This window comes from Pseudomonas sp. Irchel s3b6 (assembly GCF_900187415.1).
Lineage (GTDB): Bacteria > Pseudomonadota > Gammaproteobacteria > Pseudomonadales > Pseudomonadaceae > Aquipseudomonas.
The window spans coordinates 1-20,400 of the sequence record NZ_FYDM01000004.1 but is presented as its reverse complement, the minus strand read 5'-3'; the positions used below and the strand labels follow the sequence as shown (position 1 = coordinate 20,400).

At 59.9% G+C, this 20,400-nt stretch carries 16 protein-coding genes, 1 tRNA gene, 1 rRNA gene and 1 pseudogene; 5 read left to right on the top strand and 14 right to left on the bottom strand.

Annotated features, from left to right (window positions below; translation table 11 throughout):
* Positions 1–20: 20 nt before the first annotated feature.
* Together CKW07_RS08520 and CKW07_RS08515 are read right to left on the bottom strand one after the other, a co-directional pair.
* The gene (locus CKW07_RS08520) at positions 21–602 is read right to left on the bottom strand and encodes an alpha/beta hydrolase (protein ID WP_095144498.1); all 582 of its coding nucleotides are present in this window, start codon (positions 600–602) and stop codon (positions 21–23) included.
* 570 nt (positions 603–1,172) lie between these two features.
* Positions 1,173–2,246: a fatty acid desaturase gene (locus tag CKW07_RS08515; RefSeq protein WP_095144497.1), complete on the bottom strand. Its 1,074-nt coding sequence runs from the start codon at positions 2,244–2,246 to the stop codon at positions 1,173–1,175.
* Between the two features lie 100 nt (positions 2,247–2,346).
* On the opposite strand from CKW07_RS08515, the gene CKW07_RS08510 reads away from it, so the two are divergent.
* Positions 2,347–3,351, top strand: a complete 1,005-nt coding sequence (locus CKW07_RS08510) for an AraC family transcriptional regulator (protein ID WP_095082087.1) — start codon at positions 2,347–2,349, stop codon at positions 3,349–3,351.
* Between the two features lie 30 nt (positions 3,352–3,381).
* On the opposite strand, the gene CKW07_RS08505 is transcribed toward CKW07_RS08510, so the two are convergent.
* On the bottom strand, positions 3,382–4,068 hold the full coding sequence (locus tag CKW07_RS08505) for a Crp/Fnr family transcriptional regulator (RefSeq protein ID WP_095144496.1): 687 nt from the start codon (positions 4,066–4,068) through the stop codon (positions 3,382–3,384).
* 85 nt (positions 4,069–4,153) lie between these two features.
* Between CKW07_RS08505 and CKW07_RS08500 the strand changes: the two genes are divergently transcribed.
* A complete protein-coding gene (locus CKW07_RS08500) occupies positions 4,154–4,678 on the top strand; it encodes a DUF962 domain-containing protein (protein WP_095144495.1) in 525 nt (174 codons plus the stop codon).
* A 48-nt stretch (positions 4,679–4,726) separates the two neighbouring features.
* On the opposite strand, the gene CKW07_RS08495 is transcribed toward CKW07_RS08500, so the two are convergent.
* The 6 genes from CKW07_RS08495 to dibA all read right to left on the bottom strand — a co-directional run bounded on the left by CKW07_RS08495 (position 4,727) and on the right by dibA (position 10,843).
* The gene (locus tag CKW07_RS08495) at positions 4,727–5,716 is read right to left on the bottom strand and encodes a sulfate/molybdate ABC transporter ATP-binding protein (protein WP_095082079.1); all 990 of its coding nucleotides are present in this window, start codon (positions 5,714–5,716) and stop codon (positions 4,727–4,729) included.
* Between the two features lie 3 nt (positions 5,717–5,719).
* Positions 5,720–6,592, bottom strand: a complete 873-nt coding sequence (gene cysW, locus CKW07_RS08490) for a sulfate ABC transporter permease subunit CysW (protein ID WP_095144494.1) — start codon at positions 6,590–6,592, stop codon at positions 5,720–5,722.
* A 13-nt stretch (positions 6,593–6,605) separates the two neighbouring features.
* A complete protein-coding gene (gene cysT, locus CKW07_RS08485; RefSeq protein WP_095144493.1) occupies positions 6,606–7,424 on the bottom strand; it encodes a sulfate ABC transporter permease subunit CysT in 819 nt (272 codons plus the stop codon).
* Positions 7,425–7,490: 66 nt separating this feature from the next.
* Positions 7,491–8,504 (bottom strand): sulfate ABC transporter substrate-binding protein, encoded by a 1,014-nt coding sequence (locus tag CKW07_RS08480; protein WP_095144492.1) that lies wholly within the window; start codon positions 8,502–8,504, stop codon positions 7,491–7,493.
* 75 nt (positions 8,505–8,579) lie between these two features.
* Positions 8,580–8,762 carry a sulfur starvation response protein OscA gene (gene oscA / locus CKW07_RS08475; RefSeq protein ID WP_095144491.1) on the bottom strand — a complete coding sequence of 61 codons (183 nt, stop codon included), beginning with the start codon at positions 8,760–8,762 and terminating at the stop codon, positions 8,580–8,582.
* Positions 8,763–8,917: 155 nt separating this feature from the next.
* Positions 8,918–10,843, bottom strand: a complete 1,926-nt coding sequence (gene dibA, locus CKW07_RS08470) for a phosphodiesterase DibA (RefSeq protein ID WP_095144490.1) — start codon at positions 10,841–10,843, stop codon at positions 8,918–8,920.
* Positions 10,844–10,990: 147 nt separating this feature from the next.
* Between dibA and desA the strand changes: the two genes are divergently transcribed.
* Positions 10,991–12,169: a delta-9 fatty acid desaturase DesA gene (desA, locus tag CKW07_RS08465; protein WP_095144489.1), complete on the top strand. Its 1,179-nt coding sequence runs from the start codon at positions 10,991–10,993 to the stop codon at positions 12,167–12,169.
* A 145-nt stretch (positions 12,170–12,314) separates the two neighbouring features.
* Positions 12,315–13,304 (top strand): sensor domain-containing diguanylate cyclase, encoded by a 990-nt coding sequence (locus tag CKW07_RS08460; protein ID WP_095144488.1) that lies wholly within the window; start codon positions 12,315–12,317, stop codon positions 13,302–13,304.
* A 22-nt stretch (positions 13,305–13,326) separates the two neighbouring features.
* Here the strand turns inward: CKW07_RS08460 and CKW07_RS08455 are convergent, their stop codons facing one another.
* The 3 genes from CKW07_RS08455 to gabD form a co-directional block, all read right to left on the bottom strand.
* Positions 13,327–14,547 (bottom strand): response regulator, encoded by a 1,221-nt coding sequence (locus CKW07_RS08455; RefSeq protein ID WP_095144487.1) that lies wholly within the window; start codon positions 14,545–14,547, stop codon positions 13,327–13,329.
* A 137-nt stretch (positions 14,548–14,684) separates the two neighbouring features.
* Positions 14,685–15,962, bottom strand: coding sequence for a 4-aminobutyrate--2-oxoglutarate transaminase (gabT, locus tag CKW07_RS08450; protein ID WP_095144486.1), 1,278 nt, complete (start codon positions 15,960–15,962; stop codon positions 14,685–14,687).
* 184 nt (positions 15,963–16,146) lie between these two features.
* The gene (gene gabD / locus CKW07_RS08445) at positions 16,147–17,589 is read right to left on the bottom strand and encodes an NADP-dependent succinate-semialdehyde dehydrogenase (RefSeq protein ID WP_095144485.1); all 1,443 of its coding nucleotides are present in this window, start codon (positions 17,587–17,589) and stop codon (positions 16,147–16,149) included.
* A gap of 348 nt (positions 17,590–17,937) precedes the next feature.
* Here gabD and CKW07_RS08440 point away from each other — a divergent pair.
* Positions 17,938–18,014 (top strand) — tRNA-Arg (locus tag CKW07_RS08440).
* Positions 18,015–18,221: 207 nt separating this feature from the next.
* Here CKW07_RS08440 and CKW07_RS08435 read toward each other — a convergent pair.
* Together CKW07_RS08435 and rrf are read right to left on the bottom strand one after the other, a co-directional pair.
* A pseudogene (locus CKW07_RS08435) lies at positions 18,222–19,262 on the bottom strand (IS3 family transposase); the annotation flags it as partial.
* 1,035 nt (positions 19,263–20,297) lie between these two features.
* A 5S ribosomal RNA gene (rrf, locus tag CKW07_RS08425) occupies positions 20,298–20,400 on the bottom strand; the annotation flags it as partial.

The window sequence follows — 20,400 nt, the reverse complement described above, 5'->3', positions numbered from 1 at the left end:
CGTTGCAATAAAAAGGAGGTTCAGGCGCGACGCAGGGCGCGATGTTCCATGCGGGTTTGCAGGCGATACAGGTAGGCAAAACCCTGCTCCCAGCGATGGTGACCGGACTTCACATTGATGTGCCCGGCACCGGCCAGGATGCCGGCCTCGGCGCCCCAATGGCGTGCCAGCTCAAGGGCGCGCGGCGCGCTGACCGCTGCGTCGTTATCAGAGCTGACGACCTGGCTCGGGAACGGCAGCACGTGCATCGGAATCGGTGCAAAGTTACGCAACGCCGGCACGCAAGCCGGGCGTTCGACGTCGGCAGGCGCCACCAGCAGGGCCCCGCGAACTTGACGCAACGCCTGCGACGGCGCGGTGGCTGCCCAATGCGCGACGGTGATGCAACCCAGGCTATGGGCGATCAGGATCACCGGCGTGCTGTCGGCATCGATCGCTTCGGCCAACGCAGCCACCCAGTCTTCACGCCGCGGCGTCAGCCAATCGGCCTGCTCGACCCGTGCGCTGTTCGGCAGGCTGTTCTGCCAGTGGGTTTGCCAATGATCGTCCGGCGATCCCTGCCAGCCCGGCACAATCAGGTAGCGAATGGGTTCGTTGCGCATGGGGGGCTCTCCTGTGCGTGTCTATTCCTGAGCGAGTATAGGGACGAGACTTATATTCGTTAAGGAATAAGAATTTATTAATTAAGACCTAAATAGAATATGAAGGACATTTCCACACGCCGTGGTTTTTCCCAAATAAAAAAAGGGCCGCACCCTGCCAAGGAGACGGCCCCGGAAATCGATGGATTCAAGCGCAGGCAGCGGTAGCGTCACGCGTTGCTCTCTTGCGTAGAGGAATACCGCATCAAGGTTTCGATCTGATGAATCAGCCCTTCAACGTATGACACCACTGCATCGCCGGACGAATCATTACTTCAAACACTTATTCTTTAAAGTAATATTTAATACTTAAAATAGACCGATAAGTAATATGCAATTCAAGCGTTCGTCGAAGGCCACGTCGCTCCCGACGCGGCCATACAGTTCGTCACACTGAGTCATGCCAAGGACTGCAAAGCACCAACCTGCCTGCTGATCACCGGTAACTGAGCTGGCTTTTTCCGGTAATCAGCACGGGCTAAACGTCAGGCCGGCCGTCACAGCTTGTGCCCGCACACAACGTGGGAACAACTAGGTTTGAGCCGCTACCGCGGTATCAGCTGCCTGTCGCTCCTTGCGCACGAACCGGTTCGCCCGGCCAAACGTGCCGAAGTCGTTAAACCGCACGCCCATCTCACGCATCACCTTGTGCGCCACCGGCACCGTCAGCTGGCGGATGTAGAACGGTTCCTTCACCACGAAATGGTGGATACCGTGGCTGCTGCCGAAGTTGAAGCAGAACGCCTGTAACGGCCACATCCACCAGGGGTTGAGCACCTGGGTCTGCTGGATCACGTTGCCCGCTTCGAGGTCGCCGTAGTAGTGCATGTTCGAGCTGACAAAGTGCAGGCAAAAGGTGCGCAATACGTTCGGGCCGATGATCACCACGGCGGCGACATCGATCACCTGCATCGCTGACAAGGTCGCCGCCGACCACTCCACCGAGGTGCCCATCAGCCAGGCGACGCCGTTGATTCCGTGAAAGCCGAGGAACACATACCACGCGCCCCAATGCATCAGTGCCAGCGGCGCATAGACCTTCAGGCTGCGTTGCAGGATGCTCAACTTGTGGGCCCAGGTCCTGGCCCGCAGCACACGGATAAACGCCGACATCACGTTGTCACCGACCATCAGCAAGCGAGCAACACCCCAGGGCTCGCCATTGGTGATGGCGCGCTCTTCCATGTCGGCTTCAGTGCCGGACACCTTGTGGTGATTGAGGTGCAGGTGGCGGCGGATCCACGGATTGATAGTGCTCGGACGCGCCAGCCACACCAGGCCCATCATCAGGTTGTGCGGCACGCGTTGTTTACGGAAGTACATGCTGTGGATCAGGTCGTGCTCCAGTTCATGGGTCAGCGACGCAAAAAAAGCATTCAGCAGCAGGCATGCCCACCAGGCCATGTGCCCCGTCATGTACAACGTCGCCGAACCGATCATCCCGGCCAGGGCGAAGGCCAGAATGCCCGCGCCAAGGGCATCCTGATGATTGAGCAGCGGGTAGCGCTGGCGTAGTTCGACGCCTCGTGCGAGCACCACTTGGCGGATATGCGCCGATCGTTGCTGTGCATTCTGGCCCTGGGGACTTGCAGAAGTACCGTACATGCTTCCATCCTTTGGTTATTGATGCTCGCATCCTGCCCTGTGCACTTGCGCCGGGCGTTAGCTGTGAACGCCAACCTGTTGACCGGAAGCGCCAATCATCATGATTGAACCCACCTCCCTCGCCAGCTGGACCCGCGCCCTGCGCAAGCAACTCGACGCCCTGGGCCTCGACAGCGCGGCACTGTGCCAGCAGGCCGGGCTCGATCCGCAACTGATGGACGACCCCAATGCCCGCTATCCACTGTCGGCAACCACTCGTTTGTGGGAGGTGGCGGTGCATGCCAGTGGCGACCCGGCCATCGGTCTACGGGTGTCGCGGTTTGTCAGCCCCACGACCTTCCACGCATTGGGTTATGCGCTGGTCGCCAGTGGCAGCCTGCGGGAAGTGTTCGAACGCATCGTGCGCTATCACCAGGTGGTCAGCGACGCCCTGGACCTGCACCTGAGTCGCGCCGAGGACCGGTACCGCTTCACCCTCCAGGTGCCCGAAGGCAGTCCGGCCCCCGCCCCGGAAGCCATCGACGCCTTTGCCGCGATCTACGTGCGCACCTGCCGCAACCGCCTGGGCCGCGAGTACGCGCCGCTGGCGGTGTACCTGCGTCGCCCGGAGCCTATGGATCCTCACCCATGGCACAAGGTGTTCCGCTCACCGGTGTACTTCGCCGCCGACGAAGATCGACTGGAATTTGCCCTCGAAGACTTCGACAGCCACCTGGACGACGCCAACCCGGAACTGGCCGAGCACAACGAAACCGTGCTCAAGCGCACCCTGGCGCAACTCAAGCCCCTGACCTGGGAGCGCAAGGTTCGCGATGCCATTGAAGAACAATTGCCCGAGGGCGAACCCAGCGCCGAACGCATCGCCCAGGCGCTGCACCTGAGCTTGCGCAGCCTGCAACGGCACTTGGCGGATGAGGGCTGTCGCTTCGACACCCTGCTCAACGAAAGCCGCGAAAACCTGGCCCTGCTGCACCTGCGCGATCCGCAATGTTCACTGAGCGAAATCAGCTACCTGCTGGGGTTTGCCGACACCAGCAGCTTCAGCCGCGCCTTCAAGCGCTGGACCGGCATGACACCGGGACAGTTTCGCGACGGGTTGCGCTGAAGGCCCTCGGTTCCCCGCGTGGGCAAGGCCTCAAAGCGTGGCCAATGCCCGCAAGCGCTGGGCATCGAGAATCTCGATCTCACCATAACCGAGGCTGAGGATGCCCTGGTTTTCCAGATCCTTGAGGATCTGGTTGGTGGTCTGGCGGGACAGCGACAGCAACAGCGCCAACTGCTCCTGAGGTAACTGCAGGACACGACGGGCGTGCTCGAACTCGCCGTAACCGTCGGCGATCATCAGCAAGCGGTGCGCCACCCGCGCCGATGCCGGCAGTAGGGTCAACTGCTCGAGGTTGATGAAGGTCAGGCGCAGTTTGTGGCTCATCAACAACGCCAGCTGCCGCCAGTGCTGCGGTTGCTGGTCGAGAAAAGCCAGCAGGCTGGCCTGCGGAATCTGCAGCAAGGTGCACTCGCCGACGGCATAGGCATCATGGGTGCGTGGCTGACCATCGAACAGGCAGATCTCGCCAAACCAGTGCGGCGCTTCGATCAGGCTCAACAACGCCTCCTTGCCTTGCTCATTGACCGCACCGACGCGCACCGCGCCTTCCAGCACCGCGTACAGGCCACACGGAGCATCGCCGCGCCCGAACAGCCGCTGGCCCGACGCCAACCGCCGCGGGCGGGCCAGGGACAGCAGGCTATCCTGTAGAGAGGACGACAAATGACTGAACCACTGCCCCTGCATCAGGCATGACCGCCAGGCCTGTATTGGCATGAAGACTCCAAAATGATTGTCGCGTGGCTGACAGTGCCACGACCGATCGCAGGGCATGATCAGCATCCCTACAGGAGGAATAACAATGAAAAGCCTCGTTGACCACCTCAGTCAATACGCCGCGTACCACCGTGACCCGCGTAACATCGCCAGCCACTTTATCGGCATCCCGCTGATCGTGGTTGCCGTCGCCGTGTTGCTGTCACGTCCGGGATGGCCTGTGGCCGGGCTCTGGCTGTCACCGGCGGTGCTGCTGGCATTGGCCTCGGCGTGGTTCTACTTGCGCCTGGAGGTGCGCCTGGGCGTGGTGATGACGGTGCTGCTGGGCCTTTCCGTCTGGCTCGGCCAGATCCTCGCGGCACACAGTACGCTGCTCTGGCTGGGCAGCGGGATCGCGATGTTTGTGCTCGGCTGGGCGATCCAGTTTGTCGGCCACTATTACGAAGGGCGCAAGCCGGCGTTTGTCGATGATGTGACCGGGTTGATTGTCGGACCGCTGTTCGTGGTCGCGGAACTGGCGTTCATGCTCGGCATGCGCCATGAGCTCAAGGAGCAGATCGAGGCGCGGGCGGGGGTGGTGCGGATCAATCCAAAACGCGCTGCGGTGTAGGACACCCTCGTGAGCAAGCGGGGGGCGCCCCGCTTGCGTGCAACGCTTTCAGATATTGGCGATTTTCTGCCAGACCTTGGGTTTGAAGAACAGCGTTTCGCCCTTGGCCAGGCCCGTCAGGCTATCGTGGTCTTTCACCACTTCGGCCTCGATCAGTTCACTCTGCCCTTCCACTTTCAAGGTCACCCGCGTCGTTGCTCCCAGAGGGCGGATGTCGCGGACTTCGGCGGCGTGGTGATCGGCAAGCTCATGGCGCGACAGCGACACTTCATGCGGCCGGAACAACACATGATTGTCTTCGCCCAGGTGCAGGCGGTTGGAGTCACCAAGGAAGTGGTACACAAAATCGCTGGCCGGGTTTTCGTAGACGTCACCGGGTGAGCCGATCTGCTCGATCACACCCTTGTTCATCACCACGATGCGGTCGGCCACTTCCATCGCCTCTTCCTGGTCGTGAGTCACGAACACCGAGGTCAGGTTGATGTCTTCGTGCAGACGCGCCAGCCAGCGGCGCAGCTCTTTACGGACCTTGGCATCGAGGGCGCCGAACGGCTCGTCGAGCAGCAACACCTTCGGCTCCACCGCCAGGGCACGGGCCAGCGCGATACGCTGACGCTGGCCGCCGGAGAGCTGTTCCGGGTAGCGATCCGACAACCAATCGAGCTGCACCATGTTCAGCAGTTCGTGGACCTTGGCGGCAATCTGGCTTTCGCTCGGGCGCTGGTTTTTCGGTTTCATGCGCAGGCCGAACGCCACGTTGTCGAACACTGTCATATGGCGGAACAGGGCGTAGTGCTGGAACACGAAACCGACGTTGCGATCACGCACATCGTGGCCGGAGACGTCTTCACCGTGGAACACGATGTTGCCCTGGTCCGGGGTCTCCAGGCCGGCGATGATTCGCAGCAGAGTCGTCTTGCCGCAGCCGGACGGCCCCAACAGCGCCACCAGTTCACCGCTCTGGATGTCCAGGCTGATGTTGTCCAGCGCCTTGAACGCATTGAAGTTCTTGCTGACGTTACGCACTTCGATCGACATGAATTATTCCTCCGCGGCGCTGGCGCGCAGGCGGTTAATACGGGATTCGCTCCACTGCTTGAGCAGCAGGATCAAGAGCGCCAGGATCAGCAACAGGCTCGCCACGGCAAACGCGGCCACATGGTTGTATTCGTTGTAGAGAATCTCAACGTGCAAAGGCAAGGTGTTGGTCACCCCGCGAATATGCCCGGAAACCACCGACACCGCACCGAACTCACCCATGGCCCGGGCCGTACACAGCACCACGCCATAGATCAGGCCCCACTTGATGTTGGGCACGGTGACGTGCCAGAACATCTGCCAGCCATTGGCCCCGAGCAAGCGCGCGGCCTCTTCTTCCTGGGTGCCCTGCTCCTGCATCAGCGGGATCAGTTCACGGGCCACGAACGGCACGGTGACGAAAATCGTCGCCAGCACGATGCCCGGCAAGGCAAACACGATCTGGATGTCGTGGTCCTGCAACCATGGACCGAACAGCCCCTGCGCACCGAACATCAGCACATAGACCAGGCCCGCGATCACCGGCGACACCGAAAACGGCAAGTCGATCAGGGTCACCAGCATGCTCTTGCCACGGAACGAGTACTTGCTCACGCACCAGGCCGCGCTGACGCCGAACACCAGGTTCAGCGGCACCGAAATCAGCACGGCAATGACCGTCAGCTTCAAGGCCGACAGGGCATCGGGCTCGAAGATCGCGGTGAAGAACGCCCCCAGGCCCAGCTTCAGGCCCTGGGACACCACGATGAACAGCGGCAACAACAGAAACAGGGCAAAGATCAGCCAGCCGAGGACGATCAGGATCCGCCGTGATGTGGCACTGCCACGGCGGGCGGCGTTGGCCGAAGAGGCCGCGGCAATAGACGATTGGGACATTGTTCGCGCCTCCTTATGGGGTTTCGATACGCCGCTGCAACAAGTTGATCAGCAGCAACAGGACGAAGGAAACCACCAGCATCAGCACGCCGATGGAGGTGGCGCCGGTGTAGTCGTACTGGTCGAGCTTGACCATGATCAGCAGCGGCAGGATCTCGGTTTTCATCGGCATGTTGCCGGCGATGAAAATCACCGAGCCGTACTCGCCGACACCCCGGGCAAAGGCCAGGGCGAAACCGGTCAGCCAGGCGGGCAACAGGGCCGGCAGCAGGATGTAGCGGAACACCTGCAACGGCTTGGCACCCAGGCAGGCGGCGGCCTCTTCGATCTCTCGTGGAATATCGGCCAACACCGGCTGCACCGTGCGCACCACGAACGGCAACGTCACGAAAGTCAGCGCCAGGGTGATGCCCAGCGGGGTGTAGGCGATCTTGAAGCCCAGGTCGGCGGCGAACTGCCCCACCAGCCCGTTCGGCGCGTACAGCGCGGTCAGCGCAATACCGGCCACCGCCGTTGGCAGCGCGAACGGCAGGTCGATCATCGCATCGATGACCTTGCGTCCCGGGAAGGTGTAGCGCACCAGGACCCAGGCCAGCAACGTACCGATGATGCCGTTGATGATCGCCGCGCACAGCGCGGTGCCGAAGCTGAGCTTCAACGCCGCCAGCACCCGTGGTGCGGTGATGATTGCCCAGAACTGATCCCAGGTGAGTTGAGCGGCATGCACGAACATCGCCGCCAGCGGAATGAGCACAATCAGACTGAGGTACACCAAGGTGTAACCCAGCGTCAGCCCGAAGCCGGGTATGACGGGGGAGATACGACGCGACATAAAAGTCCTTGGTTGAACGCACAAAACCCGAAGGCGACTCCGGGCTTGATGCTGGCTGGATTCAGGTTACTGCGCCTGGTAGATCTGGTCGAACACGCCACCGTCATTGAAAAACTTCGGTTGGGCAGTTTTCCAGCCGCCGAAGTCCTTGTCGATAGTCACCAGTTCCAGGGTCGGGAACTGTTGGGCGTACTTGGCGGCCACGGTCTTGTCACGCGGACGGTAGAAATTCCTGGCGGCGATTTCCTGGCCGGCCGGGCTGTACAAGTGCTTGAGGTAGGCTTCGGCGACCTGCTCGTTGCCTTTTTTCTCGGCATTCTTGTCGACCACGGCCACGGGTGGCTCGGCGAGAATCGACAGCGAAGGCACGATGATCTCGAACTTGTCGGCGCCACCGTCTTCCTTCAGCGCCAGGAACGCTTCGTTTTCCCAGGCCAGCAACACATCGCCCTGCCCGTTGTTGACGAAGGTGATGGTCGAACCGCGAGCACCGGTGTCCAATACCGGGACGTGCTTGAACAGGGTCTGCACATAGTCCTTGGCCTTGGCTTCATCGCCGCCGCTAGCTTTCAGGCCATAGGCCCAGGCGGCGAGGAAGTTCCAGCGCGCGCCACCGGAGGTCTTCGGATTCGGGGTGATCACTTCGACGCCGTTTTTGGTCAGGTCGCCCCAATCCTTGATGCCCTTGGGGTTGCCCTTGCGCACCAGGAACACGATGGTCGAGGTGTAGGGCGTGCTCGCCTCAGGCAGTCGCTTCTGCCAATCGGCCGGCAGGGTCTTGCCCAGTTTGGCGATTTCGTCGATGTCACCGGCCAGCGCCAGCGTCACCACGTCGGCCCGCAGGCCATCGATCACCGCACGGCCTTGCTTGCCCGAGCCGCCGTGGGACTGCTGGATCTTCACGTTGTCGCCAGCGTGTTCCTTTTTCCAGAAGTCGATGAATTCGGCGTTGTACTCCTGGTACAGCTCCCGCGTCGGGTCGTACGACACATTGAGCAATTCGTAATCCTTGGCAACCGCGGAACCGACAAACAGGGCACTGGCCAAAGCGGCCAACGCGAAACGGCGAATCGACGACATAGTGAAGCTCCTGAAATTTTTAGTGTTGGCTGTTCTTATGTATTTCTGGAATCGGGTTGCCTGTCGGGGCGGGCATCAGCCCGGTTTGTTACCGGGGCTCTGCAAGCGGAATTTCTCTTTGCGTTCAATCTGAACCACCTGGGCGTTGTGCACCGTGATCTCTACCGCACCAAAGCGCAGATCGCGCAATGCGCTCTGGATCTCGCGCAAGATGGTTGCTTCGTCCTGGCCGTCAACGCTACGTAGAGATGCGCTCATGGTGCTGCTCCTGAAATGAGATGTGCCCGGCAGTGGCGGCACTGCTTGTGGCGTGGGAGCAATATTAGAGAGGCGCAGATATACTTAAAAATACTATTTAAGAATGTTTATATAACTGAAAGAGCAACCCTCCCCGCACAGTCCCGCCAGAGCGTTCAGTGCAGGGGAATCACCGGCGTTCGTGCCCAATCCAGCTCATGCGCCGGCAGCGGGCGGCCAAACCAGTAGCCCTGACCCAGGTCACACCCGTGCTCAAGCAGAAACGCCGCCTGCTCGACTTGCTCGATGCCTTCGGCATGCACTTGCATGCCCATGCTTTGCGCAAGGGCGATGATCACCCGCACGATCGCCACGTCATCGTCATCCCAGGGCAAGCCGGCGACAAATCCCTGATCGATCTTGAGTTTCTGCACCGGCAGGCGCTTGAGGCGCAGCAGCGACGAATAACCCGTACCAAAGTCATCAATGGCCAGGCGCACCCCCAGTTCGCGCAAGCGGTGCATTTGCTCCAGCGCCACCTCCGGATCGTCCATCACCGCGCTTTCCGTCACCTCCAGCTCCAGGCAGGCCGGGTCCAGTCCCGTGTCATGCAGCACCTGGGCAACCCGCTCATACAGTTCGCGCCGGGCAAACAGCCGCGTGGAAACGTTCACCGCGATAAACGATAACCGCGCCCCGGCCTTCTGCCAGTCACACATTTGCCGGCACGCCTGCTGCATCACCCAGGCGTCGATCTCGGCAATCAACCCGGTGCGCTCGGCAATCGGAATGAACTCCGCCGGCGACACCAGCCCGCGCTGCGGGTGCTGCCAGCGAACCAGGGCTTCAACGCCAACCAGACGGCGGGTCTTGAGGTCGTGCACCGGCTGGTAATGGACCCGCAACTCTTGCTGCTCCAGCGCACGGCGCAGTTCAAAGGCAATCTCGACCCGGTGCTGGGCGTGGGCCGTCAGCTCTTCGGTGTACAACGCGTAGCCGTCGCGCCCGGCCCCCTTGGCCTTGAACAACGCCGAATCGGCGTTGCGCAGCAACTGCTCGGCGCTCAGCGCATCGCTGGGGAACAGGCTGATGCCGACACTGGCATTGATGAACAATTGATGGGCGTCGATCTGAAACGGCTCTTTCAGGCTATCAATGATCCGCTGCGCCAATGCGGCCGCCTGAACCAACTGTGGGCAGCTCTCGGCCAACACCGCAAACTCGTCACCACCGAAACGCGCCAGGGTGATGCCCGGGCCGAACAGGTCACGCAGACGAGCCGCCACGGCCTTGAGCAACTGATCGCCAACGTTGTGCCCGAGGCAGTCGTTGATCAGCTTGAAGTAATCCAGGTCGATCATCAGCAAGGCGCACCCGCGTTTATGTGTCTGCGCGCTCGCCAGCGCCTGCTCGACGCGATCGCTGAACAACAGACGATTGGGCAAGTCGGTCAGCGGATCGTGATGGGCCAGATGGGCCAATTCATGCTCGGAGTCCTTGATCGAGCTGATGTCGGAAAACACCGCCACGTAGTGACTGAGCCGGCCGCGATCATCATGAATCACCCGGATGGTCTGCCATTGCGGATAGATCTCGCCGCTTTTGCGCCGGTTCCAGATTTCACCGCTCCACTCGCGGTCGTGGCTCAAGGTCTGAAACATGTTCTGGTAGAAATCGGGAGGGTGGTGACCGGACTTGAACAGGCTGGGCGTATGACCCAGCACTTCTTCGGCCCGGTACCCGGTGATTTCCATGAAGGCTCGATTGACGTGGACAATCACGCCCTGGTGATTGGTCACCAGCACCCCTTCGTGGGTGCAGTCGAATACCGCCTGGGCCTGGCGCAATCGAGCGCGATTTTCATTGTGCTGGCGCAAGGTCGCGCCGATCCCCAGACATCCCAACAACCGCGCCCGTGCCACGAAGATCAACCCGGCACTGAGCACCACCCACAGATAACCGTTGATCAGTTGCCAGCGCGGGAGATCAGCAGACCCATCGAATAATTTGCTCAATAAATAACCAGTGACTTCCAGCCAGACAACGGAAAGCACCAGATAGAGCAGCGCTGCACGCAAGGCATTGCGATGAGAAGCAGACATTCAGTCGTCCATGTCCCTACAAAAAAGGCGGGGATTATAGATTAAAGAAACATCCAGCCACTCTTATCTGAAAGGGCGACTGGTTTTATCTGTGTCCTGAGTGATAATGCGCCTGCTGTTTTTTCTTTATCGAGGGCCCTATAGCCTATGTGGTACGAAGGTTTACTCGGCTTGTCAGCCTGGCAACTGGTGGCGGTCACCCTGTTAATGACCCACATCACCATCGTGGGTGTCACCGTCTATCTGCATCGTTACTCAGCCCATCGCTCCCTTGAGCTCAATGCCGGCCTGAAACACTTCTTCCGCTTCTGGCTGTGGCTGACCACGGCGCAGAACACCCGTGAGTGGACCGCTATCCACCGCAAGCACCACGCCAAATGCGAAACCGTCGATGACCCGCACAGTCCCGTGATCAAAGGACTGTCCACCGTCCTGCGCAAAGGCGCCGAGTTGTATCGCGCCGAAGCGGAAAACGCCGAGACGCTACGTATCTATGGCAAGAACTGCCCTGAAGACTGGATCGAGCGCAATCTCTACAGCCGTTTCCCGCTATTGGGTGTGGCAATCATGGGTGTCATCGACCTGCTGCTGTTCGGCACCATCGGCATTACCATCTGGGCGATCCAGATGATGTGGATCCCGGTCTGGGCCGCTGGCGTCATCAATGGCCTGGGCCATGCCGTGGGCTATCGCAATTTCGAATGCCGTGACGCAGCGACCAACCTGGTGCCCTGGGGCATCCTGATCGGCGGTGAAGAGCTGCACAACAACCACCACACCTACCCTAACTCGGCAAAACTGTCGGTGAAGAAGTGGGAGTTCGACCTCGGCTGGGCCTGGATCCAGGTCTTCAGTTTCCTGCGCCTGGCCAAGGTTCAGCGGGTTGCGCCCATCGCCCACCGTGTCGAGGGCAAAGGCAACCTGGACATGGACACCGCCATGGCCATCCTCAACAACCGTTTCCAGATCATGGCCCAGTACCGCAAGCTGGTGATCGGCCCGCTGGTCAAGCAAGAGCTGGAAAAGGTCGACCATTCGGTACGCCACCAATTCCATCGCGCCAAGCGCCTGCTCTCGCGGGAAACCAGCCTGCTGGATGACAAACACCACCTGCGCATCCAGACCATGCTCGAGCACAGCCAGGCACTGAAGGTGATTTACGAAAAGCGCCTGGCGCTGCAGCAGATCTGGGTCAAGACCAGTTCCAATGGCCACGACATGCTGGCGGCGATCAAGGACTGGGTCCACGAAGCCGAAGCCAGTGGTATTCAATCGCTGCGCGACTTCGCTCACCAACTGAAGACCTACTCGCTGCGCCCTGCCTGACACCATTGATCGGTGCGCCCCGTTCGCGGGCGCACCCTCTGGAACTAAGCGCCAAATCCCCTCTCTCAAAGATCACTTCGTCATTCAGGCGGGCTTGGCTGCGGCCGCTGTCGAACGGCGGGCACGCCCTTTGAGAATTGTGTCGATGGTCAACGAAAACCCACAAGACCTCCCCCACCCACCGTGGCCCGAGACCGGGCAGAGCCTGACGGCCCTGATCGACGCTCAACGTGAAGTGGCGCGCCTGAGTGCGCGTGAGCAGTTGTTCAACGCGCTGCTGGTCAGCGTCAACGCCGTGCTGTGGGCCTTTGACTGGGAGACGCGCCAGGTGCTGTATGTCAGCCCGGCCTATGAACGACTCTTCGGTCGCTCTGCCGGCTTGCTGCTGGCGGACGTACAGCAATGGCGCGACAGCGTTTACCCGGACGATCTGGAGCATGCCGAGCGCAGCCTGGCCCAAGTGCTGGAAAAAGGTGCCGTGGAAGATCGCGAGTACCGGATCATCACCGCCGACGGCCAGGTGCGCTGGCTTCGCGACAAATGCTTCCTCAACCGCCTGGCCGAGCCTGGGCAGCCGGTGATGGTGGTGGGCATCGCCGAGGACATCACTGACAGGAAACGGCTTGAAACCGAGCTGCAGCACCTTGCCACCACCGATGCGCTGACCCGAAGCAGCAATCGCCGGCACTTCTTCGAATGCGCCAGCCGCGAGTTCCAGCAGGCACGCCAGCAGGGTTCATCCCTGGCGTTCCTGTTGCTGGATATTGATAACTTCAAGCGCATCAACGACAGCTACGGCCATCAACTGGGCGATCTCGTCCTGCAGCAACTCGCCGAATGCGGACGCGCCGCCTTGCGCCGCGCGGACCTGTTCGGGCGCATTGGCGGTGAAGAGTTTGCCGCGGTGTTTCCCGGCTGCACGCCCCAGATGGCCAGGCACGTCGCCGAGCGTTTGCAGCGAGAAATCCAGCACTTGAGGTTCAACCATCAAGGGCAGACCTTCGGCATCACCGTGAGCCAGGGCCTGACGCTCCTGAGCGCCGACGACGAAAGCCTCGACACCCTCTACAGCCGCGCTGACGCCGCGATGTACGAAGCCAAGCGCCAGGGCAAGAACCGGATTATCTGTGGCTGACAGGCTCGCACAGGGTTGGGTGTCAGGCTTGTTTTTTGCGCAAGCGCATCAATTCCGGCAAGCAGATCTTGAGCAGGCGCGCCGTTCGACTGTTGGCCAGCGCCTCGACGCCCTCATGCTCGGTCAGACGCGCCAGTTGTGCCGCCATGTTCATCACCAGTGCTTCCCGGGAGTAAACCCCGCCACCGAGCTGATAGACCGCTGCAATCAGCTCGCGCAACTCCAGCGGTAGCCGCCAGCGCGTGCGCAGCGCCGAACCGTAAGCGGCGCCGAACGTTGCCAGCGCGTCGCCAACTTCCTCCAGGTCGTCCAGCTCGCCGCCGGCCTGCTTCCACTCCTGCAAGCAGCGCAACAGCGCCAGATCGCCCAGGCAATGAAGCATTCCGGCGCAGTAGCAGCGCTCCTGGTCAAGGTCGAGCAAACGCGCCAGGGTACGACCGTATTCAGCCGTGTGCAGTGACAACTCCCAGTAGCGTTCGGCGTAATCGGCCAGGCACGGGTCACTCAACTTTGCGCTGCGCTTGAGGGCCAGGCCCAGAATCAGATTCATGCTTTGCCCGGTGCCCAGGCGATGCAAGGCCTGGGACAAGGTCTGCACAGCATCACCCAGGTGTTGTGAGGCGCTGTTAGCAGCGGCGATCAGGACGGCGGTGATCTGCGGGTCGGTTCGTACCTCCTCTTCCAGCACCTTCAGATCGAGGCCAGAGGGGTTCAGGCTGCGCTTGACCGCTCGTTGCACGTCGGTAAGCAGCGGCGCGCCGTCCGCCAGCTCCCGCCGACGCTCGAGGAAGACCGACAGGGTCATGCCCGGCGCCAATACCGGGATGTCGCAGGAAACCGTCTCCCCGGCGCTCAACAACAAGTCCTGCAAACGCTGCGTCAGACCTTGCATGTTCAATGGCTTAGTCAAGTAGGCCGTGGGGGCCAACGGCAGCGCCTCACGCACACTGGCGCTGTCACTGCGGTGACTCATCAGAATGAACGGCAACACCGGGTTGCGCCAGCGTAGACGCACACTGCGCAGCAAACCCAGGCCATCGATGCCGGGGAGTTCCCAATCGGCGATCACCAGGTCGTAGGGGTGCTGACCCAGCCACTCCAGCGCCTGCTGGCCATCGGCACACAGATCCAGTCGTGCATCGCAGCGCACGCTCAGCAACACCTGCTTGAGCAGATCCCGAGACCAAGGATCGGCCTCGGCGATCAGCACGCGCGGTACAGCCGGTAAATCAACAGCAATCATCAATACACTCCGAGGCAATGCCTCGCACCTTAGACAATGCTGGCCCTTCGATACAGGGCCAAACCGGCCGATGTGTTTCGGGAGACCAAAAAAAACCGCCGAAGCGGTTTTTTTGTCGATCAGGTCACACTGGGCGATCAGAGTTCCGAGAAGCACTCTTCGATGATCGCCAGACCTTTGTCCAGTTGCTCGTCTGGAGCAGTCAGCGGCACCAGTACGCGCAACACGTTGCCGTAAGTACCGCACGACAGCAGGATCAGGCCCTTGTCACGCGCCTTGGCCACAACCTTAGCCACTGCCGCAGCGTTGGGCTTGTGGCTGTCGCCGTTTTCGAACAACTCGACCGCGATCATCGCGCCCAAGGCACGCACGTCACCGATCACCGGGTACTTGGCCTGGATAGCCTTGAGGCCCGTCACCAGACGCTCGCCAACGGCCTTGCAACGGTCCAGAAGGTGCTCTTCTTCGAACACTTCCATTACGGCCAGGGCCGCGGCGCAGGCAATCGGGCTACCGGCATAGGTACCGCCCAGGCCACCTGGGGCAATCGCGTCCATGTATTCGGCCTTGCCGCACACACCGGCCAGCGGGAAGCCGCCGGCGATGGATTTGGCGAAGGTGGTCAGGTCGGCGGCAACGCCCATCTGTTCCATGGCGAAGAAAGTGCCGGTACGGCCAGCGCCGGTTTGCACTTCGTCTGCGATCAACAGGATGCCGTGCTGGTCGCACAGGGCGCGCAGGCGCTTCATGAACTCTTTCGGAGCGACGTAGAAACCACCTTCGCCCTGAACCGGCTCGATGATGATGGCGGCGATGTCACGCGGCTCGGCGTCGTTCTTGAAGATGCGCTCGATGCTGGCGATCGAATCGTCGATGCTCACGCCATGCAGTTCGTTCGGGTACAGCGCGCGGAAGATGCCGCCTGGCATCAGGCCCATGCCGGCCGAGTAAGGCACGACTTTACCGGTCAGGCCCAGGGTCATCATGGTGCGACCGTGGTAGGCGCCAGTGAAGGCGATCACACCGGCACGGCCAGTGGCGGCGCGGGCAATCTTGATGGAGTTTTCCACGGCTTCGGAACCGGTGGTCACCAGCAGGGTTTTCTTGGCGAAATCGCCTGGCACCTTGGCGTTCACTTTCTCGCACAGTTCCACGTACGGCTCATAAGCCAGTACCTGGAAGCAGGTGTGGGTCAGCTTGTTCAGCTGCTCGGTCACGGCAGCGATGATTTTCGGGTGCAGGTGACCAGTGTTCAGCACGGCGATACCGCCGGCGAAATCGATGAACTCGCGACCCTCAACGTCGGTCACGGTGGCGTTCTTCGCGGACTCGGCGAAGATCGGGTGAATCTGGCCAACACCGCGTGGTACAGCGGCTTCGCGGCGTTTCATCAAATCAGCGTTAGTCTTGCTCATTACAGTCCTCATTCGCCGCTCATCGGTCGGCGTGGCTCAAGGATTACGCGGCGGGAAGTCAACGGCGGCAGCATGCGATGATCGACTGCCACAGCGTTCCCGGCCACAGAGAAAATTCCGTGTGAAGCGCGCAAAGGGACAGCGCTCTCGTGCCCTTTGCGCTTGAAGCAATGCCTTGCCGGGCTTAGATGCCCAGGCAGAGGTATTTGATTTCCAGGTAATCCTCGATGCCGTACTTGGAGCCTTCACGGCCCAGGCCCGAGGCCTTGATGCCGCCGAACGGCGCGACTTCGTTGGAGATCAACCCGGTGTTGACGCCGACCATACCGTATTCCAGGGCTTCAGCCACACGGAATACACGGCCCAGGTCACGGGCATAGAAGTACGAGGCCAGACCGAACTCGGTGTCGTTGGACATCGCGATCACTTCGGCTTCGTCTTTGAAGCGGAACAGTGGCGCCAATGGACCGAAGGTTTCTTCCTTGGCCACCGCAGCGCTTTTCGGCACATTGGTCAGGATGGTCGGCTCGAAGAAGTTGCCTTCCATCACCTTGCCACCGGCCAGCAGGGTCGCGCCTTTGCTCAGGGCGTCAGCGATGTGCTCCTGGACCTTGGCCACGGCCTTGCCGTCGATCAGGGGACCGGTGGTGGTGCCGGCTTCCAGACCGTTGCCGATCTTGAGCTTGGCCACGGCCGCCTTGAGTTTTTCGGCGAACGCGTCGTAGACCGAGTCCTGGATGTACAGGCGGTTGGCGCAGACGCAGGTCTGGCCGTTGTTGCGGTACTTGGAAATGATCGCGCCTTCGACGGCCTTATCCAGGTCCGCGTCGTCGAACACGATGAACGGCGCGTTGCCGCCCAGTTCCAGGGACACTTTCTTGATGTCCTTGGCGCATTCGGCCATCAACTGACGACCGATTTCGGTCGAGCCGGTGAAGGACAGTTTGCGTACGATCGGGTTGCTGGTCAGCTCGCTGCCGATGTCGCCGGCACTGCCGGAAACCACGCTGAACACACCGGCCGGAATGCCGGCACGCTGGGCCAGTTCAGCCAGGGCGAACGCGGAGAACGGGGTTTGCGAAGCAGGCTTGAGCACCATGGTGCAACCGGCGGCCAGGGCCGGGCCGGCTTTACGGGTGATCATGGCGGCCGGGAAGTTCCACGGGGTGATTGCCGCGGTCACGCCGATGGGCTGCTTGATCACGATCAGGCGCTTGTCTGGCTGGTGGCCCGGGATCACATCACCGTAGATGCGCTTGGCTTCTTCGGCGAACCACTCGATGAAGGAAGCGGCGTAAACGATTTCGCCCTTGGCTTCGGCCAATGGCTTGCCTTGCTCAAGGGTCATCAGGCGAGCCAGGTCGTCCTGGTTCTCGATCATCAGTTCAAACCAGCGACGCAACTTGGTCGCACGCTCTTTGGCGGTCAGTGCACGCCAGGCCGGCAGCGCCTTGTCGGCGGCTTCAATGGCACGGCGGGTTTCAACGGCGCCCATTTTCGGCACAGTGCCCAGAATTTCGCCCGTTGCCGGGTTGGTGACATTGATCGTCTGACCATTGTCGGCATCAACCCAGGCGCCATCGATGAAGGCTTGCTGGCGGAACAACAGGGTGTCTTTAAGCTGCATGTCGGCTTTCCTTAACAGCACCGCGATGACGCGGAGCGAATTATGATTGTAGAAAGGCGCCTTTTAGGCTGCCGTCAGGGAAATCATTCACCGGGCTGAAGCACATAAATAACGCACTGAATGAAACTCGTGCGGTTCAGCACCCAGACAAGAGCGTTTGAAATCTCAAACGAATCCTAGGATCAAAGGGGGTAAAGGACAATAGGCTGTTCGAAAAAAAGAACGAAAACGCCGCATTTGCCCCATTTTTCTGATCAACGTAGCGAACACCCGCCGGGCGGGTGCAAAACATCAAGCGATTCAGCAGCATGGACGCCCGCAGTGCATATGAGTATGATGGCGCCCGCTGCACCAGTAGCTCAGCTGGATAGAGTACTGCCCTCCGAAGGCAGGGGTCGTGGGTTCGAATCCCGCCTGGTGCACCATCTTCTTTCCCTTGTATTACAAGGGGATAGCGCTCCTGACAGAAACCTGTCCTAGTCCTGAAAGTCGTTTTTGCCACAAATTTGCCACACTTGAACGTGGCGGGAATGGTCGAAATGGCAACAATCAGGAATCGCGGCGAGTATCAGTGGGAAGCGCAAATCCGCCGCAAGGGCTATCCAGCCCAAAGAAAAACCTTCGAAACCAAAGCCGATGCCCAAGCCTGGGCGCTCGTGATTGTATGTCCAGATCCAGTTTGTGCCGTAGTCCTGAACTTCAGCGATTGATTCAAACAGGTAATGACCCAGCCAGTCATAACGCACGGTGCGGTTGTAGCGCTCAACATAGGCATTCTGCTGCGGATTACCCGGTTGAATGTATTCCAGGCGGATACCCTGTTTTTCGGCCCACAGCGTCAACTTCGTGCTGATGTACTCAGGGCCGTTATCGCTGCGGATGGCTTGTGGTTTACCCCGCCACTCAATCACCTGATCCAATGCGCGCACCACTCGCTCGGCCGGTAGCGACAGATCAATTTCCATGCTCAACGCTTCGCGGTTGAAGTCATCAATCAAATTGAAAATCCGAAAGCCGCGTCCGTCGGCTAGTTGATCGTGCATGAAGTCCATCGACCAGCACTGATTGATCGCTTTGGGAACGGCCAGTGGCTCGGGCTTTTCCCGCACGATGCGTTTGCGCGGTTTAATCCGCAGGTTCAGCTCCAGTTCGCGGTAAATCCGGTACACCCGCTTGTGGTTCCAGCGATAGCCCTTCACATTGCGCAGATACAGGAAGCACAAGCCAAAGACGCTGGTTATGCGTAAGCCGAATCAGGTGATCGGCAATCTCGGCATTTTCCGTCGACAGACGCGGTTGGTAGCGATAGCAGCAGTGGCTGACCCCGAAGGCCATACACGCCAGCTTGATGCTGATTTTTCCTGAGCGTACAGCGTGCTGCGCCATCTCTCGTCGCCGAGATGGCTTCACCACTTTTTTGCCATCGTTTCCTGGATGATTTCGGCTTTGAGGCGCTCCTCGGCATACATCCTCTTTAAGCGACGGTTCTCCTCCTCAAGCTCACGCAGTCGAGCCATCAGCGACGCGTCCATGCCGCCGAACTTGGCGCGCCACTTGTAGACGGTGGCCGAACTGATGCCGTGCTCTCGGCACAGCTCTGGCACTGGGCTTCCAGCCTCGGCTTGCTTGAGGATGGCAATGATTTGGCTGTCCGAAAAACGGGATGTCTTCACGCAAAATTTCCTTGATCCGATTAGGAGAAAATTCTACTTCTGACGAGTACTTTTTTCAGAGGGGATTACCCTTCTGACTGGGTTGCTCATAGATTGCTCCTATTGAATGATGGACTGGCGCTCAAGAATGGTAGCCCAGGGCCACCCCTAGATGCCAAGCAACGTATCGAGTCGAGCCTCAGTATTGAGTACCTCTGGCGGCCTCAAAACGAGGCTGAACACGGGACCATCAAGATTGCTGGTCAGCACCTCCAACCGATGATTGTGCTTCCCTACCGGGACGATCCGCCAAGAATTAATTTCATCGAACCTGAAGAAATGCTCTGCGCCTTTGACTGGATAGGCCAGCAGCCTGCGTGCAGAACCATCGAGACCCAGGTAGGCATCGTTAATTTTTGCGAATACTTCGAGCTGCGGTTGAAAACCTGCGTTCTGGAAACCTGCAACCAGTTGCTTCAGCCTCTCTGCATAGCGTTGGTTACCCGGAGGCCCATCGGAACTGTTGAGCGTCCAGCCGATCGCACTGTGGGGAGAGGCCTGGAAGCGTCCTGTTGCCTGTCAATCTGCACAGTCCGCCTTGCAGGGGCGTTTTCTGCCTCTCGCGATGGGTAGAAAACGACAAAATTCAGTCCTTCATGACCGGTGATACCATAGCCCGCCAATCAAGACTTTGTGCATTTCATACGTAAAAAGCCACATCCATTAAGTTTTGACTTCATATGACTTAGCCCTCAGCGCTGAAAAAGCATTCGCTTCTACCAAATTCATTGGGCTGGCCAAAAGACGTACTGATGACGAGTCTTTGTCTAGTATCTGCGCCTCCTTTAAATTTGAGACGAAAGTACGCACCTTTTGTTCGCGCTGCCACGTTTCAACTCTAAAACCCTGCTAAGGCAACGACCGCCACACAGAAACACCCCCAGGCCAAGTGCCGGCCGAGCTGGCTCTGACGGGGGGAAGATCAGCGATAGAAAATTTTCGACAGGCAAAACAAAACCCCTACCTGCTTACGCAGATAGGGGTTTCGGAATTTAATCTTGACGATGACCTACTCTCACATGGGGAAACCCCACACTACCATCGGCGATGCATCGTTTCACTGCTGAGTTCGGGATGGGATCAGGTGGTTCCAATGCTC

Bases quoted from the DNA above. Each gene is read 5' to 3' on its own strand.
- CKW07_RS08505 (WP_095144496.1), bottom strand. From the start codon at position 4,068: ATGCCAATACAGGCCTGGCGGTCATGCCTGATGCAGGGGCAGTGGTTC.
- CKW07_RS08510 (WP_095082087.1), top strand. From the start codon at position 2,347: ATGATTGAACCCACCTCCCTCGCCAGCTGGACCCGCGCCCTGCGCAAG.
- cysT (WP_095144493.1), bottom strand. From the start codon at position 7,424: ATGTCGCGTCGTATCTCCCCCGTCATACCCGGCTTCGGGCTGACGCTG.
- CKW07_RS08520 (WP_095144498.1), bottom strand. From the start codon at position 602: ATGCGCAACGAACCCATTCGCTACCTGATTGTGCCGGGCTGGCAGGGA.
- CKW07_RS08480 (WP_095144492.1), bottom strand. From the start codon at position 8,504: ATGTCGTCGATTCGCCGTTTCGCGTTGGCCGCTTTGGCCAGTGCCCTG.
- CKW07_RS08515 (WP_095144497.1), bottom strand. From the start codon at position 2,246: ATGTACGGTACTTCTGCAAGTCCCCAGGGCCAGAATGCACAGCAACGA.
- CKW07_RS08455 (WP_095144487.1), bottom strand. From the start codon at position 14,547: ATGATTGCTGTTGATTTACCGGCTGTACCGCGCGTGCTGATCGCCGAG.
- gabD (WP_095144485.1), bottom strand. From the start codon at position 17,589: ATGCAGCTTAAAGACACCCTGTTGTTCCGCCAGCAAGCCTTCATCGAT.
- CKW07_RS08495 (WP_095082079.1), bottom strand. From the start codon at position 5,716: ATGTCGATCGAAGTGCGTAACGTCAGCAAGAACTTCAATGCGTTCAAG.
- oscA (WP_095144491.1), bottom strand. From the start codon at position 8,762: ATGAGCGCATCTCTACGTAGCGTTGACGGCCAGGACGAAGCAACCATC.
- dibA (WP_095144490.1), bottom strand. From the start codon at position 10,843: ATGTCTGCTTCTCATCGCAATGCCTTGCGTGCAGCGCTGCTCTATCTG.
- CKW07_RS08500 (WP_095144495.1), top strand. From the start codon at position 4,154: ATGAAAAGCCTCGTTGACCACCTCAGTCAATACGCCGCGTACCACCGT.
- gabT (WP_095144486.1), bottom strand. From the start codon at position 15,962: ATGAGCAAGACTAACGCTGATTTGATGAAACGCCGCGAAGCCGCTGTA.
- CKW07_RS08460 (WP_095144488.1), top strand. From the start codon at position 12,315: ATGGTCAACGAAAACCCACAAGACCTCCCCCACCCACCGTGGCCCGAG.
- cysW (WP_095144494.1), bottom strand. From the start codon at position 6,592: ATGTCCCAATCGTCTATTGCCGCGGCCTCTTCGGCCAACGCCGCCCGC.
- desA (WP_095144489.1), top strand. From the start codon at position 10,991: ATGTGGTACGAAGGTTTACTCGGCTTGTCAGCCTGGCAACTGGTGGCG.